Source organism: Amorphus orientalis (genome assembly GCF_030814015.1).
Lineage (GTDB): Bacteria > Pseudomonadota > Alphaproteobacteria > Rhizobiales > Amorphaceae > Amorphus > Amorphus orientalis.
On the sequence record NZ_JAUSUL010000004.1, the window covers coordinates 293,547 to 310,083 of the forward strand.

Sequence of the window (16,537 nt, forward strand, 5' to 3'; positions counted from 1 at the left end):
GGAACCGGTCAGCGGATCACGGGAGGGGCCTGGGGCGCCGGCAGAAGCGTGGTCGACGGCCCCACCTGCCGCACCCCGTCCGAGGTCGACGACCCTCCGCTGCCACCACTGGCCCCGCTGGTCGAGCCGCCCGAGGGTCCGCTTTGAGGCGTGGGGATTGCGCCGGACGTGGTCGGGGCAGGGATCGAGGGCGCCCGCGAGGCCGGCCGCGGCGGCGTGCTCGGGCTGGTCCCGCTGCTGCCGTTGCCGGAGCTCGGCGACGGCGCCTGGGGCCGCGGGATCTGCTGCGACGACGAGGTCGGCGCGCTGATCGACGGGGCCTGCTGGACCTGGGGCTGGGCCTGGGCCGGATCGGCGGCCGGAACCGGGTTCGCCCTGGAGACTGGCGGCCGCTGGCGTTCCGCCGTGCTCGGGGTCGGCACCACGGCCGCTCCCTGGGCCGGCTCGTTGGCCAGATCGGCCGCCTGCCGCCGGGTGGTCGTGGTCGTCGTGGTCCGGGTCGAGCGCTTGCGCGTCGTGGTCCGGTACTCGCCGTAGCCGGCCGGCGGCGCCATCGACAGGTCTTCCACGACCTTGTCCGGGCCGAGCGGCTTGCCGAGCTTGCCGATGTCCGGGTTCGGCTCGGGCAGATCGCCGCCGAAGATGTTCCAGTTGTCGGCCAGGAAGTAGACGTTGATGTTGAGCCCGTATGCCAGATAGAGCAGCTCGCGCGGCGTGGCATGGCCGCACATGCGCAGGCGCCAGGTCACCGCGCCCCGGTAGCCGGGGAACAGCACACTCTTCTTGGCGCGGATTTCCTGCCACGCGTAGATGCAGTTGACGCTCTGGGACATCCGGCCGGTCGCAAAACCGAACGGGCCGTAACGGTTCTGCACGTAGGAATCGGAGATCGACATCCGGATGCCGGGGAAACGGTCGCGCATCTCGCGGCGGATGTCGGCCGTGGTCGGATCGTCCAGCGGCATGCGTTCGATGCCGCGATCCTCGCCCATGGGACCGAAGGCGCGGACGACGAGCACGTTCTCGCCGGCCGTGGACGTCGGATTGTCGAGGAGAATTTCCTGCAGCACGCCGTTGGAGAAGCGCTGCTCGATCACCGCGATCGGTTCCGGTCCGCCGGGCGGCGGGCTCATGAACGCCTGTTCGACCGGGACCTCGCTCGCGAGATTGGCGAGACGCGGGCCGCGCGGTTTGGAGGAACACGCCGCGACGACGAGCACCAGGCAGAGCAGGAACGTCAGACGCGCCGCGAACTTGAACATGGAGCGTTTCATCTCGTGCTTTCGGTCCCGCACACACTCGACCCGAATCGAAACAGACTCCCCGCTTTGGGGGCATCGTCATTGCTAGTGTGCGAAGGCTTGAGAATTCGTTAACCATGTTCGCCGGCTGCGGCGAACCGGACCGATGCCGAGCGCCACCCAAGGTTTCCGGGCAAAAATCCGTTCACCGTCGTGTGGGGTGCGAAATATCGCTATTTTGCGCTAGAACGTTCCCGATCAAGCTGACGCGGCGGTTCGCGCGAACTTCCGGGTGATCGGGTGAGAGCCCGTTAACGGGTTGGGCCTAGGCTGAAAGTCAGACCGAACAGACCGCCGGCGCCCGAACGGCAGTGATCACGCGGAGCAGAGGCACCGACGAGCGGCGAATGCGAAGAATTCTGATAGTGGTCGCGTGGGCTGTCGCCGCGCTTGTGGTCATCTTCCTCGTGACCCAGCCGGTCGACATCAACACGCATTTCATCACCGCAATGCTGGTCGCCGCGCTGATCGCGATCTTCAAGAACTTCAAGCGCGAGGGGGCGCTGCGCCTGATCGTGCTCGCGCTCGGGACGGCGATCGTCCTGCGCTACGTCTACTGGCGCACAACCAGCACCATTCCGCCGGTCGCCCAGCTCGAAGACTTTATTCCCGGCATCATCCTCTATGTCGCCGAGATGTACAGCGTGTTCATGCTGTGCCTCAGCCTGTTCGCCGTGGCCGACCCGCTCGACCGGCCCAAGGCGCCGGTGCTGCCCGACGAGGATCAGCCGACCATCGACGTGTTCGTGCCGACCTACAACGAGGAGCCGGAACTGCTGGCCACCACGTTGGCGGCTGCGCTGCAGATGGACTATCCGAAGGAAAAGTTCATCGTCTACCTTTTGGACGACGGCGGCACCGACCAGAAGTGCGAGGACGACGATCCGGAAAAGGCGGCGGAAGCCCAGGCGCGCCGGCGCGAACTGCAGCAGCTCGCCCGGGACCTCGGTGCGCGCTATCTGACCCGCGCGAAGAACCTCCACGCCAAGGCCGGCAATCTGAACAACGGGCTCGCCCATTCCCACGGCGAACTGATCGTCGTGTTCGACGCCGACCACGCCCCGGCCCGCGACTTCCTCAAGCAGACCGTCGGCCTGTTCCGACAGGACAAGAAGCTGTTCCTGGTCCAGACCCCGCACTTCTTCATCAATCCGGACCCGCTCGAGCGCAATCTGGAAACCTGGGACCGCATGCCGTCGGAGAACGAGATGTTCTACGGCATGATCCAGCGCGGCTTCGACAAGTGGGACGGGTCGTTCTTCTGCGGTTCGGCGGCGGTTCTGCGTCGGGCGGCACTCGAGGAGGCCGGCGGATTCTCCGGCGTTTCGATCACCGAGGACGCCGAAAGCGCGCTCGAGCTTCACTCGCGCGGCTGGCACAGCGCCTATGTGGACCGGCCGATGATCGCGGGCCTCCAGCCGGAAACCTTCGCCAGCTTCATCGGTCAGCGGTCGCGCTGGGCCCAGGGGATGCTGCAGATCATCCTGCTGAAGCGCCCGTTCCTGAAGAGCGGCCTCAAGATCCAGCAGCGGCTGTGCTACCTGGCGGCGTCGATGTTCTGGATCTTCCCGTTCGCCCGGCTCACCTTCCTGTTCGCCCCGCTCGCCTACCTCTTCTTCTCGCTGCAGATCTTCAACGCATCGGGGGCGGAATTCGCCGCCTACACGATGACGTACATGCTCATCAACATCCTGCTGCAGAACTACCTCTACAGCAACGTGCGATGGCCATTCATCTCCGAGCTCTACGAGACCATCCAGTCCGTCTATCTGATCCGCGCGCTCGGCGGCGTCCTGCTCAATCCGACCAAGCCGACCTTCAAGGTGACGGCCAAGGGCGAGGCGACCACGAAGAGCCGGATCTCCGAGCTCGGCTGGCCCTTCTACATCATCTTCTTCATCCTGGTGTTCGCTCTGCTGGTGACGATCTGGCGGGTGTGGACCCAGCCCTACATCTCCGACATCGCCATCGTCGTCGGCGGCTGGAACGTCTTCAATCTCATCATCATGGGGGCCGCGCTAGGCGTCGTGTCGGAACGGCGCAACCTGCGTCAGAGCCAGCGCGTCACCATCGAGCGCAAGGCTGAGATCCTCGTCGGCGACGAGGTGGTGCCGGCCAAGATCGACGACGTGTCGGTCACCGGCACGCGCATCCTCGTCCCCTCGAACGCGCTTCGGAACCTCAAGCGCGGCCAGGAGGTGAACATGCGCTTCGAGACGCGCTCCCAGCTCGCCTCCAACACGCTGCCGCTCAAGGTGATGTCGATCATGCGCGACGAGGGCGGACAGGCGCTCGGCTGCCGGTTCGTCACCGAGGAACCGCTCCATTTCCGGCTGGTCGCCGATCTGGTCTTCGCCGATTCCGACGAATGGGTGCGCTTCCAGCAGAGCCGCCGCAAGGACATCGGCGTGCTGCGCGGCATCATCGAGTTCTTCGTCATGGCCTTCTACCAGACCGTGCGCGGCCTCTCCTACCTGTTCCCGCGCAAGGAAGAGGCGCCCCAGTCGCAGCCGTTCGGCACCGACAACGCCAGCACCACCAACCACGGTCCGCAGGAGCGCCTCCCGGCGCCGGACCGGCCGACCGACCCTTATGCCGACGCCAACGGCACGCCGCCGGATTCTCCGGGCCCGCGTGACGGTCGCGCCGTGCCGGCGGAGTAATGGCCGTGCCGTTCCTGCCCCGCTCCTCCCGGACCCTCGTGCGCATGCTGGCGGTCGCTGCGATCGCCGCCGGCGGCGGCCTTGCCGCCCACGCCCAGAATGCCGCGCCGTTCCAGATCTCTCCCAGCGAGGCGCCCGGTGCCATGCGCCAGCAGGGGCCGGGCACGTCCGGATCGAACACCGGCGGATCGGGCCAGTCGTCCGGCGCGCAGTTCTCCTCCCCGTCTGCCGGAAGCGGATCCAGGGGCGGCACGGGTGCATCCGGCGGACAGGGCCAGCCGGCCTTCGGCTCGTCCGTGAGTCAGACCGCCGATCAGTTTTTCGGCGCAGGCCCCCAGTCGTCGCAGACGGCATCGCCCCAGTCGATCGACCAGCCGCAGCCGGACGCCAGCCAGGCATCGCAGCCGTTCTCGATGGGCGGTGCGTCGGGACAGTCCCAGCCCTCCGGCACCGTCCAGCCCTTCGCCGGTTCACAGCCGCTGCCGTCGGCGGGCGGGCAGACCCGGAATCCGACCCTTCCCTCGATCGACACGCTGCTCGACCCCCAGAACGCCCAGCCCTGGCTGCCCCAGAACCAGCAGGGCGGGCAGCAGCAACAGCAGCAGCCGGTCCAGATCGAGACGGGCGACGAACTGAACGCCCTCAACCGGTTCTTCGAGGACAACACCGGCCGCCGGACCATGCACGTCTCGCTCAATGCGCTGCAGGGCGAGCTGCCCGCGGTCGACCGGCCGATCGTGCCCTACCCCCAGCTCCGTCTGGAAGGCGAGGACGACTTCCAGAGCTGGACGATCTATCTGAGCGCCGCCCAGGCGGCGCGCCGGTCGACATTGAGCATTGCGTTCACCAATTCGGTGCTGGTGCTTCCGGAGGCCTCCGAGCTCCGGGTCTTCCTCAACACCCAGGAAATCCTGACCACCACGATCGATTCCCCGGACGACACCAAGGTCGTCGCGGTTCCCCTTGAGCCCGACATGGTGCGGCCGGGGGCCAACGCGATCCGCATCGAGGTCGACCAGCGCCACCGGATCGACTGCTCGATCGGCGCCACCTACGAGCTGTGGACGCGGATCGAGCCGCGCCTGACCGGCCTGTCCTTCAGCGGTGGCGATGTGCCCCTGCAGAGCCTGGCGGAACTTCCCGCCGTGGGCGTCGACACCACGGGCGCGACCCGGATCCGGGTGCTGCAGGGGCCCTCGATGTCCGTCCAGTCCCAGGACCTGATCATCCGCGCCGTTCAGACGATGGCCGTGCGCGGGCGCTTCGAGCATCCCCTCGTGGAGATCCTGACCCCCGGCATGCCGGCGCCGCCGCAGCCGGGCGTGGTCAATCTCGTCATCGGGACCTACGACGAAATCGGCAATCTCGTACGCGGCGTGCCGTCGGACGCCCGTTCGACCTCCGTGGTGACGCTGCAGGACCGCCCCGACATCGGCCCCACCGTCTTCGTCACCGCGCCGGATACGCGCGGGCTCGACGTATCCCTGAAACGGCTGGGGGCGGAGATCGACCCGATTTCACGGATCTCGCCGATCGCCGCCACGCCGCCCTGGAATGCCCCGGGCGCAATCGAGATCGACGGCGCCCAGCGCGTCACCCTGCGCGAAGCCGGCGTCTTCACCGAAGAATTCTCCGGGCGCCGCTTCCAGACCCATTTCCAGATCAAGCTTCCGCCGGACTTCTTCGCCGCCGCCTACGGTCAGGCGACGATCGAGCTCGATGCCGCCTACACGCCCGCCGTCCTCCCTGGCAGCCGGCTCAACGTTTACGTGAACGACGTGCTGGCGACCGCCCTGTCGTTCACCGCCGCCGACGGCCGCGTCTTCACCAAGTTCCCGGTGCGGATCCTGCTCAAGAACTTCCGCCCCGGCGTCAACGACATCCGCATCCAGGTCAATCTGCGCACGGAATCCGACGAGCTCTGCCTTCCCGGCGGGACCGTTTCCACCGAACAGCGCTTTGTCCTGTTCAACACCACGGAGTTCGTGTTCCCGGCCTTCGCGCGGATCGGCCGGGTCCCGGATCTGGCGTCCTTCAGCGCGGACGGATTCCCCTACAGCATCGACGACCGTCCGGTGGCAGTCCGGGTTTCCGGCGATTCCCGCGACACGCTGGGCGCGACCGCCACCCTGCTCGCCCGACTGGCCACCGCGCGCGGCAGCAGCTTCAACACGGTCGCCGTGGACAGCGTCGCCAACCTGGTCGGCCGGCCGGCAATCGTGGTCGGTTCCTTCGGCGAGGTGCCGCCCCTCGTCCTGCAGCGCACCCGCGTCGACCGGTCCATTCCCGGCAGCTGGCTCTCGCCGCGCGCCACGGCCAGCCGCGGCGAACCCCAGGGCCTCAGCCAGTACGACCAGGTCCTTCAGCGCCTGCGCGCCCAGACCCGCCAGCGCGATGCGCTTCGCAACCGGAACGTCGACGTCGAGGAATTCAGCGACACCGGCGATCTCGCCACCGACGAGCGGATCCAGACGCGCGACCTCTACGAGCGCTGGCGCGGCGAGGTCGACGAGGGCATCAGCCTGTCGAGCCTGATCGAGGACTTCCAGTCCTGGTTCCACCGCCAGTTCGACGTCTCGTTCGGATTTCTGACGGCTCGCGAGACCGATGACGGCTCCAACGTGATTTCCGATCAGGCCACGCTGGTCGTCGCCCAGGCGACCGCGCCCCAGTCGGAGGACCAGGCGTGGACCCTGGTGACGGCACCGAACCCCGCGCTCCTGTCGGCCGGTATGGCGGCGCTCTCGGCCGAGCGCCAGTGGAACAGGCTCGGCGGACGGCTCACGGCCTTCGAACTCGATGACGACAGCGTGGACACGTTCCCGGCGGAGAGCCCGGTCTTCATCGTCACGCAGCCGTTGAGTTTCGAGAATATGCGACTGATCGCGGCGAACTGGTTCTCGCTGAACAACGGCATCTACGCGATCGTCCTGATCGCCGCCGCCGTCGCGCTCGGTTTCGCCACGCACAGCGTCATCAGACCCATGGGGAGAAAGCCGTGATGATGAAGCGGACCATACTGCGCCGCGTTCTTGCAGTCCTGGCCCCGATCGTCGCGAGTTTGTCCGTCGGCCTCCTTTTGCCCTCCCCGTGGGCGGCGCCTGCCCATGCCCAGACGGGCGGCGTCGGCATCAGTGCGACGGCCCCTTCGATTTCCGCGGCGGACTGGCGGGCCTACCGCGAGGCGTTCCTGAAACCGGACGGGCGTATCGTCGATACCGGAAACGGCGACATCAGCCATTCCGAAGGCCAGGGATACGGGCTGCTTCTGTCGGTCGCCGCCGACGATCCCGCCACCTTCGCCCAGATCTGGACCTTCACGCTGACCCAGCTTCTGATCCGCGACGACGGCCTCGCCGCCTGGAAATGGGTTCCCGACGCCGATCCCCACATCGCCGACATCAACACCGCGACCGACGGCGATATCCTGATCGTCCAGGCCCTCCTGAGGGCGGCCAACCGCTGGAACAACGACACCTACCGTCAGCATGCCATCCGCATGGCCGCGGCGATCGGCAAGACGCTGATCACCCAGCAGGACAATCTTCTCCTGATCATGCCGGGCTCCCAGGGCTTCAGTGCGTCAGAGCGGCCGGACGGTCCGGTCGTCAATCTGTCCTACTGGATCTACGATGCCTTTCAGTCGCTGGAGTCCCTCGACAACACCGTGGACTGGGCCCAGGTCCGGGCGACCGGCCTCATCCTGACCCGCGAGGCCAGGTTCGGGCAGTACAACCTGCCGACCGACTGGATCTCGGTCCGGCCGAACCAGCAGCCCCGCCCGGCCCAGGGCTTCGATCCGGTGTTCGGCTACAATTCGATCCGGATCCCGCTCTATCTGATCCAGGGCGGGATCGTCGACACGTCGCTGCTCGAACCCTTCGACCAGGCCTGGAACCAGAGCGGCGAAGGCCGCCCCGCCGTGGTGAATGTGGAAACCAACGACATCCAGCAGGAGCTGGACGAGCCGGGCTACCGGATTCAGGCAGCGCTGGTCGCCTGCGTGCTCCGCAACACCCCGGTCCCCTCCGATCTGCAGAGTTTTCAGCCGACCAGCTACTACGGCTCTTCGCTCCACCTGCTCGCACTGTCGGTTCTGGCGGAGAATTATCCCCGCTGCCTGTCCACCTGACCGCGGCGGCGCGACAGGTCGGGCGCAGGGTCGGCTTTTGGAACCGAGTGGTGGCGAATCGTCCCGGTACCCGCTTGCGGGTTTGCCGCCTAAATGCCGGCGAGCTAATGTAAAAGACGACAGGAAATCTGAGGTCTTACGTTCTGTTAACGCTATGGCCCCATGGTGTGGAACAGGGCGATGTAGTCGGGCGGAAGTGTGTTTCCATCCGGCCGCGCGAATGCGTGAGTTTTTGAAGGACGCGGGAGCGGGTCTCCGGTAACGGGATCCAGGCCACTCCCGGTGTGTGGTGGTGCGGAATGGGTGTCGGAAGGGAGCCGGACAGTACGCGTTGGCGGCCGAACACTCTTCGGCGCGGACCCCAGTCTCCGATGGAGCGCGTCCTGCATGGCCTGCAATCCGGTCTTAAACGCGATGGCTTCGGCTCCGTCGACGGCGGGAGCGGCCTGACGCGCAAGCATCATTTGCTGATCGGCGCGGCCTGCGCGCTCGCCCTCGGCTATGTGCTCGACATCGGGCCCTGGCCGGGCGGGACCGAGCGCTTCCTGCTGCCGGCCAGCGCCCAGGACGGCCAGACCGCCACGCCGGCCTATTCCAGCGGCGGACAGCGCGGCGCCCCTGGACCATCCGCGGCCGACGAGAGCGCGCTTCGCTATTTCGCGCGCCAGGGGGACGTCGATCGTCTCGAAGCGGAACTGCGCCGCCTGCGGGCGCTCTATCCCGACTGGGAACCGCCGACCAATCTTCTCGATCCGGTGGGCGAAGACCAGCAGGTCCAGCAGATCTGGAACCTTTATGGCGAGGGACGCTACAGCCAGGCCCGCGAGATGATCGCCCAGCGTCAGGCGCAGGAGCCCAACTGGCAGCCGCCCGAGGCGCTCCTCAACGCGCTCGGCGAGGCGGAAGCGCGCGAGCGGATCCTCAACGCCTCCAAGCTCGAACAATGGCAGGCCGTCATCAACGTCGCGGCCGAGCATCCGAACCTGCTGGTGTGCTCGAACGTCGACATCCTGTGGCGGGTGGCGGAAGCCTTTGCCAAGACCGACCGGCCGGAGCGCTCCTACGACGCGTACGCCTACGTCCTGCAGAATTGCGACAACACCTCCGAACGTGTCGCCACGGTCCAGAAGGCGTCGGAGTTCCTGCCCGACGACCAGCTCAACCGACTGTTCCAGTTCGGACGCACCGGTCCCGACGGAGAGAACGAATTCGCCTCCGTGCGGCTGGACGTGATCCGTCGGGAAGTCGGCCAGGCCGCGGAAGATCCCTCCCGGACCGTCTCCACCGACAAGCTGCAGTTTCTGGCCAACGAGGCCGCCACCGGCCGCGACAGCAACGATGCGGCGCTGCTCGGCTGGTATCTCTACCGGCACGACAATCCGCAGGACGGGCTGGAGTGGTTCCGCTTCGCTCTGGAGAACGGGCACGGCGTCAATGCCGCGCAGGGGTTCATCCTGAGCCTGCGCGCCCTGAACGACGAGGCCCGCGCCCGGGAAGCTGCCTATATCTGGCGCAACACCTCCTCGGAGATCATGAAGATCTATCTGGAGGCGGCCGCCACGTTCCTGACCGGGACGGACATCTACCAGGTCGACCAGCAGGCCGTGAGCCAGTTCGCCCCCGTGGTCGTGGACCAGAGGAGCGCCAATGGGGCGCAGGCCCTCGGCTGGTACGCCTACAACACCTGCCAGTTCCAGACCGCCGAGGACTGGTTCATCACCTCGGCGAACTGGAAGCCGTCGGAAGCCGCCCTGTTCGGTCTGGCGCTCGCGCGGCTGCGCCTGGGCGACACCGAGGGCTTCGAGGAAGTGGTCACCGAATGGGCGCCGGTCTACCCGGCCGTGCGCAGCCTGATGACCGGCGAGAACGCGGATCCCGAAGCGCCGAGCCAGGCGGAGAGCCCGGATGCCTCGCTGCAGCAGAGCGGCGTCCAGCAGATCGACTGCGGCCCCATCCGCCAGCGCATGAGCGCCACCGATCGCGCCCGGCCGCAGACGGCCGCCGGCACCTCCCAGCCGATGCCGATCACGCCTGCCCGCACCAGCCGCACCGCGACCCCGCAGCGCACCGCGACCACAACCCCGGAGCGTACCGCGACCGTCCGGACGATGAGCCCCGCGCCGACAGCCTATGCGGCGAACGCTCCGCGCAGCGCCCCGGTAGAGGCTGCAAACGAGATGGCCGCCGCGCCCGCGCGGCAGACGTCCGGCTCGTTCGCGGTCGCCGCTGCCGACACCACGACCGCTCCGGTCGCCACGTCAGGCACCCGGGAATACAGCTATTCCGGCTATCAGGTGCGCGGCGGACAGCCGACGGACCAGGGCATCATCTATACCGGCGGCGCTCCCAACTGGGGCACCGACACCTCGACGGCGACGGTTCTGGCCACCGGCGGTCCGGACGTGATCGCCATCGACACCAGCATCTCGTCGGCCTCCGCCCCTTCCAGCAGCCGGCTGGTGGACCGCGCCCCGGCCGCCTCGCCCGGCGTGCGCGACGCCTATCAGAGCGGAGATTATCGGGGCTGCGTGGGCCTGACCGATGCCTCCATCAGACGGGGCGACCTGACCGGGGGCGATGCGCTCACCCGCGGCTGGTGCCTGCTTGGGCTGAAGCGCCCGATGGAGGCGGCGATGGCCTTCGAAGCCGCCTACACCACCTCCTACGACCGCAACCGCATCGCCGATGCCGCCTATGGCGAGACGCTGGCGAAGACGGAGAAGCAGCTCACCAACCAGGCCGCCGTGGCGGCGACCAAATCGCCCCAGCCGCGCACGCGCCGCGCCGAGATGTCCCGCGACATCCTCACCCAGCGCGCGCTCGCCGCCTACCGGGATGGCAAGTACGCCCAGGCGATCATGGCGCTCGACGAGCGGTCGCGGGTCGCCCCCGAACAGCGCGACCTCATGCTGCTGCGCGGCTATGCCCACTACAATCTGGGCCAGTGGTCGGCCGCCGAGCGGATCTTCAAGGCGCTGGATCAGGCTGCGTCGACGCCCGACACCCGGGCCGCCGTCGAAGTCCTCCGGTTCGCCCGGGAACCGCAGCAGCGCCGCTTCTAGAGCATTTCCCGTTCGGATTGAATCAATCGGAACGAAAAGGAATGGCTCAACCTATTGACCCTGGAGCCATTTCTTATCGATCCGGTGTTTCCACCGGTTCGGAAAAGGCTCCGGAGCACTTCCCGCTCAGACCACCGGTCCGTTCGGCCCGGCGCTCACGGCTTTCGTCATCTCGGTCGCGCGCGAGAAGCCGAAGACGGCCTTCAGGGGCCCGAGCGACACGACCGACTTTTCCCGAAATCCCTCCCGCTCGTAAAGCGCGCGGGCCCGCGGGTTCGTATCGATGACATCCAGGCGGATGTGCCCGAGACGGCTTGCCACGGCATGGCGTTCGACGGCCTGCAGCAGGGCTTTCCCGACGCCTCGGCCCCGGGCGTCCGGCTCCACGAAGATGCCGTCCATCAGCAGGGTTCCGGGCTCGCATTCGCGCTCCAGAAGGCCCGCCAGCAGACCACGGACCACCGCACCCGCGAAACCGTATGTGGCGACGAGATCTCCGAACCCGCCCCCGACGAACGCGCCGGACGGCGTCTTGAAGCCGGCGACGCCCAGGAATGTGCCCGCGCCCGACACGGCGCTGATCGCGTGGCTCGGATCGAGGACGCGCTCGAGGAAGGCGATCGCCTTTGCTTCCGGACCGAGCGGATAGCGGAGCTTTCGCGAAAACGCTTCCCAGTAGCCCTTGGCGGCTCGTTTGCGATGCTCGGCACGCAGGCCGACCTCAATCCCGAAGTCCGAATGCGGTCGCGCGGCGATCACCGTTCGGTCCCCTCCCCCATTGTCGCCGAACCGACGGTCGCCCTTCGGAGCGATCCGCCGAATTGGGCGACGCCTTCGCCGATCCTGGCCCGCTACTGATAGTTGGGATTGATGCGCGACGGGTTCTGCATCTGCTGCTGCATCTGTTCGATCTGCTGGCGCTGCTGCAGTTGCCGGGTGGTCGCGCGGTTGTCCAGTTGCTGCTGATTGCGCTGCAGGCTGTTGTTGAGCTGGTCGGTCGAGCGCTGCAGGCCCTGCTGGGAGCGGTATTGCTGCTGCTGCAACCGGTCCTGCTCGTAGCTTTGCGCAGACGCCGCGCCCGTGCCAAGCGCGACGAGGGCCGCCAGCGCCAGCGCGCCGACGCACCGCAGCGACCGTCCCGTTCGGTCGGGTCCCGGACGGACCAGATGTCTCACGCGCATCGCCACGTCGCTCAGCCTTTCCACCGCCCAGAGTCCCAGAGGGCCCGAAGCCCCTCGCGATATGTCGGATATTCGAGACGGACACCGAGCTCGTCATGGAGGCGCCGGTTCGAGACGACCTTGACCTCGCCGTAGAAGGTGCGCGCCATCGGCGACAGGTCCGCCTCGTCGAAATCGATGGCCGGTGGCAGCTCCGCCCCCATCAGCTCCGCCGCGAATTCGATCACGTCCTGGGGCGGCGACGGCTTGTTGTCGACGACGTTGTAGATCCGCGAGGCGGGACGATCCATCGACCGTTCGATCGTGCGGGCGATGTCGTCGACGTGGATCCGGTTGAACACCTGGCCCGGCTTGATGATGCGGCGCGCGCGGCCGTCGGCGATCTGCTTGAGCGCGTTGCGGCCGGGGCCGTAGATCCCGGCAAGCCGCAGCAGACTCACCGGCACATGCGTGCGATGCCCAAGCGACATCCACGCCGTTTCGGCGGCGAGCCGCCACATGGAGCGCTCCGATTGCGGCTGACAGACGGAGCGCTCGTCGACCACGGCGCCGTCATGGTTGCCGTAGACGCCCACACTCGACAGGTAGCCGATCCATTTCAGGCCCTCGGCATGGACGATGTCGCGCTCGTGATGCCACAGGAACGGATCGCCGTTCTCCGTCGGCGCGGCGGAAACGAGAAGATGCGTCGCGTGACGGATGGCGTCGGCCAGCGCCGGCGATTCCCGTTCTCCGTCGAACAGGATCGTGCGGATGCCGCGCTTGTGCATCGCGTCGGCCTTTTCCGGGCTTCGCGTCGTGCCGGTGATGTCGACCTTGCGCGTGTCCAGCAGTTCGACCAGCGCGTTCGCGCTGTAGCCGAGGCCGAGACAGACGAGACGCCGGGCCGGTGCTTCGCGGGCGGATTCGAGGTCGGTGTCTGACTCAGGGGTCGAGCTCAGCACGAACGGCCTCCCATTCTTCCATCGGGATCGGGTGGGTTTCTAAGGGTGCATAAGATGCACAGATTGCGGCGACTTTGTCGCGCGACGCAAGCCGGGACACGGCCCATGCCGCCGCCGCCCTCACCAGAGGCTCATGATCGTCAAGACGCGCCTCGGCGCAAGGGGTGAGGCCCGGATCGTCGGAATTGCCGATCGCAACCAGCACGTTGCGAACGAACCGGGCGCGGCCGATCCGCTTGATCGGCGAGCCGGAGAAGCGCTGCCGGAAGGCGGCGTCGTCCAGCGCGACCAGCTCGGCCAGCGGCGGATCGCGCAGATCGTCGCGGCTCGCAAGCTTCGCCTCGCGTGCCTCGGCGGCGAACTTGTTCCACGGACACACGGCCAGGCAGTCGTCGCAGCCATAGATCCGGTTGCCCATCTTCGCGCGCAGCCCGCGCGGGATCGCGCCGGCGTGTTCGATGGTGAGATAGGAAATGCAGCGCCGCGCATCGAGCTGATAGGGCGCCGGAAACGCGTCGGTGGGGCAGACGTCCAGACACCGGCGGCAGGATCCGCAATGATCGTCTTCGGCTGCGTCGGGCTCCAATCGCAGCGTCGAGAACACGGCTCCCAGAAACAGCCAGGAGCCCAGCTCCCGCGACACCAGATTGGTATGCTTGCCCTGCCAGCCGATCCCCGCCGCCTCGGCAAGCGGCTTTTCCATCACCGGGGCCGTGTCCACGAACACCTTCACGTCGCCGCCGCCCCGCGCCACGAGCTGGCCCGCGAGCGTCTTCAGCCGGCCCTTGATGATGTCGTGATAGTCGCGGTTGCGCGCATAGACGGAAATCGTAGCCCGGTCGCGGCGCTCAAGCTGTGCCAGCGGATCGCTGTCGGGCCCGTAGTTGAGCCCCACCATGATGACCGACCGGGCATCCGGCCAGAGCGCGTTCGGATGGCGCCGCCAGCCGGCCTTCTCCTCCAGCCAGCCCATCTCGCCGTGGCGGCCGAGTGCCAGAAAGCGGTCCAGGCGCTCTCCTGCGGTCGCCGAAAGCGCCTCCGCGGCCATAATCCCGACGGCGTCGAAGCCGAGGGCGCCGGCGCGCTCCTTCACGAAGGCCGCAAGCCGACCATCGGTGTCGGACCGGTCCGTCTCGGCAACTGGCTGTGTCAGCGTATCCATCGGAAGTGGACGGCCCTGGTCCGTCTCCGCCGTTTCGCGTCGGGATGACTGGTCCCGTCGATATTGGCCCCTGAGAGCTGCCGCGCAATGAGGGCGGCCCGACAAATCGTCCGGGAGGGCGCTCTGATCGGTCTAGAAATCGAGGTCGGCGTAATGATGGGCCGGCCGCACACCGCGGGCGATCTCGGCCAGGATCGGTCGGAAGGACGGCCGCGACTTCATCCGGGCGTACCAGGACCGCGCCGCGTCATCCTCGTTCCAGGGGACCTCGCCGAGATAGTCCACCACCGAGACCGCCGTCGCTGCAGCCAGATCCGCGAACGAAATCGCGTCGCCCGCGATCCAGTCGCGCTTGGAGACGAGGTGACCGAGATAGCGCAGATGGTGGCGCATGTTCTGGCGCGCCGTCCTCAGAGACGCGGAATCCGGCGCTCCACCACCGGCCCCGGCCGGCATCTCCACCTTGTAGATCCGCTCGCGGACATAAGGGTCGGAGACTTCGGCATGGAATTTCGACAGGAACCACTCGCACAGCCTGCGGACCTCGGCCCGGGCGTCGGGATTGTCCGGCATCATGCGCCGCTTTCCGGCGGCATAGCCGCGGGTATCCTCGAGATATTCCATGATCACGTTCGCACCGCACAAAGGCGGCCCGTCGTTCTCGATCACGACCGGAACCTCGCCAGCCGGGTTCAGGCGCAAGAACGCCTCCCGGTTCTGCCAGACATGCTCGGTGACGAGTTCGACCTTGGTGTCGTATTCCGCCAGAGCCATGCGGACGAAACGGGAGGTCGGACAGAAAGGATGGTGATAAAGGGTGAACATATCTCGTCGCGCTCGCGGGGTGGACAACAACCGATCGGGGCCAAGGCGTTAACGCGCCGTTAGCAGGACCGGGCGCAGACGGGAAAAGACCCGCAGGCGGCCGGGCGGCGCGCGCGGTTCGCGCCCTGTTTCCCTTTGCCTTCGCGGGGATCTGCAGCAACGATCGACAGGCGGCGCGGTCGCGGCGAATCGATCCGCCTCCACCATGGCACCGCACCCAACACGCTGCTCGTGGCGAGGTTGGGGCAGCGTCTTCCCGGCCGCCGAAGAGGCGGATATGGAAGATCCGCGCGGCAGACACCTGGCCCCGAACCCGCCGTTCGGAGCCGATCACCCGAGGAAACCGGAGCCCTCATGGAGGCAGACACCATCATCAGCGCCGTGCTCCTCGGATTCGTCGAGGGTCTCACGGAATTCATCCCGGTCTCCTCGACGGGCCATCTGCTCCTTCTCGGCCATTTCCTCGGCTTCGAAAGCAGCGGCAAGACATTCGAGGTGCTCATCCAGCTCGGCGCCATCCTGGCGATCCTCTCGGTCTATTTCGGCCGGCTGTGGGCGTTGTTGACGGCCGCTCCTTCCGATCCGCGCGCCCGGCGCTTCTTCATCGGGATCATCGTCGCCTTCCTGCCGGCCGCGTTCGCCGGCGTCGCCCTGCACGGCTTCATCAAGACCGTCCTGTTCGAATCCCCCACCCTGATCTGCGTGACCCTGATCGTCGGTGGCGTGATCCTGCTCGTGCTCGACCGGATGCCCAGCCGGCCCAGATACCGGGATGCCTATGCCTATCCGGTCTGGCTTGCGCTCGCGATCGGATGTTTTCAGACGCTCGCCCTCGTCCCCGGCGTCTCGCGGTCCGGCGCCACCATCGGCGGCGCGCTGGTGCTGGGCACCGACAAGCGCTCGGCGGCCGAGTTCTCGTTCTTCCTGGCAATGCCGACGATGGCCGGCGCCTTCGTCTACGACCTCTACAAGAACCGCAACGTGATCTCGATGGACGACGCGGTGGTGATCGCGATCGGCTTCGTCACCGCGTTCATCGCGGCCGTGATCGTGGTCCGCTCCCTGCTCGACTTCGTCAGCCGGCACGGCTTCGCGCCGTTCGCCTACTGGCGGATCGCGGTGGGCACGATCGGGCTGGTCGCCCTGTTTCTCACCGCCCCTGCGACGACCCCGACCACGGCCGCCCCCGAGCCGGACGCCTCGGACGGGTCGGGCGGCGTCACCGCCACCCCCTCGATCCCGGCCCCGCCCGGGACCGGCCCCACCT

Annotated in this window: 10 protein-coding genes and 1 pseudogene; 5 read left to right on the top strand and 6 right to left on the bottom strand. The window is 67.4% G+C overall.

The features are described from left to right. Window positions 1-8: 8 nt before the first annotated feature. Entirely contained in the window at window positions 9-1,274 is a 1,266-nt protein-coding gene (gene bcsN / locus J2S73_RS18380) for a cellulose biosynthesis protein BcsN (protein WP_306887114.1), read from the bottom strand. A gap of 374 nt (window positions 1,275-1,648) precedes the next feature. On the opposite strand from bcsN, the gene bcsA reads away from it, so the two are divergent. The 4 genes from bcsA to J2S73_RS18400 all read left to right on the top strand — a co-directional run bounded on the left by bcsA (window position 1,649) and on the right by J2S73_RS18400 (window position 11,158). Then, window positions 1,649-3,964 (top strand): UDP-forming cellulose synthase catalytic subunit, encoded by a 2,316-nt coding sequence (bcsA, locus tag J2S73_RS18385; protein WP_306887115.1) that lies wholly within the window; start codon window positions 1,649-1,651, stop codon window positions 3,962-3,964. Then, on the top strand, window positions 3,964-6,966 hold the full coding sequence (locus tag J2S73_RS18390) for a cellulose biosynthesis cyclic di-GMP-binding regulatory protein BcsB (RefSeq protein WP_306887116.1): 3,003 nt from the start codon (window positions 3,964-3,966) through the stop codon (window positions 6,964-6,966). The genes bcsA and J2S73_RS18390 overlap by 1 nt, the downstream gene beginning before the upstream one ends. Then, entirely contained in the window at window positions 6,966-8,096 is a 1,131-nt protein-coding gene (locus J2S73_RS18395) for a family 8 glycosyl hydrolase (protein ID WP_306887117.1), read from the top strand. The genes J2S73_RS18390 and J2S73_RS18395 overlap by 1 nt, the downstream gene beginning before the upstream one ends. 371 nt (window positions 8,097-8,467) lie before the next feature. Further along, window positions 8,468-11,158, top strand: coding sequence for a hypothetical protein (locus J2S73_RS18400; RefSeq protein ID WP_306887118.1), 2,691 nt, complete (start codon window positions 8,468-8,470; stop codon window positions 11,156-11,158). Window positions 11,159-11,284: 126 nt separating this feature from the next. Here J2S73_RS18400 and J2S73_RS18405 read toward each other — a convergent pair whose 3' ends face one another. The 5 genes from J2S73_RS18405 to J2S73_RS18425 form a co-directional block, all read right to left on the bottom strand. Beyond that, window positions 11,285-11,917, bottom strand: a complete 633-nt coding sequence (locus tag J2S73_RS18405) for a GNAT family N-acetyltransferase (RefSeq protein WP_306887119.1) — start codon at window positions 11,915-11,917, stop codon at window positions 11,285-11,287. 92 nt (window positions 11,918-12,009) lie between these two features. After that, window positions 12,010-12,363, bottom strand: a complete 354-nt coding sequence (locus tag J2S73_RS18410) for a hypothetical protein (RefSeq protein WP_306887120.1) — start codon at window positions 12,361-12,363, stop codon at window positions 12,010-12,012. Beyond that, a complete protein-coding gene (locus J2S73_RS18415; protein WP_306887121.1) occupies window positions 12,351-13,283 on the bottom strand; it encodes an SDR family oxidoreductase in 933 nt (310 codons plus the stop codon). Before J2S73_RS18415 ends, J2S73_RS18410 begins: the two co-directional genes overlap by 13 nt. Next, window positions 13,264-14,445 carry a tRNA epoxyqueuosine(34) reductase QueG gene (gene queG / locus J2S73_RS18420; protein WP_306887122.1) on the bottom strand — a complete coding sequence of 394 codons (1,182 nt, stop codon included), beginning with the start codon at window positions 14,443-14,445 and terminating at the stop codon, window positions 13,264-13,266. Before queG ends, J2S73_RS18415 begins: the two co-directional genes overlap by 20 nt. Window positions 14,446-14,577: 132 nt before the next feature. Beyond that, window positions 14,578-15,270 (bottom strand): glutathione S-transferase family protein, encoded by a 693-nt coding sequence (locus J2S73_RS18425; RefSeq protein ID WP_306887123.1) that lies wholly within the window; start codon window positions 15,268-15,270, stop codon window positions 14,578-14,580. 354 nt (window positions 15,271-15,624) lie between these two features. Between J2S73_RS18425 and J2S73_RS18430 the strand changes: the two are divergent. Beyond that, window positions 15,625-16,422, top strand: a pseudogene (locus J2S73_RS18430) (undecaprenyl-diphosphate phosphatase); the annotation flags it as partial. Window positions 16,423-16,537 lie beyond the last annotated feature (115 nt).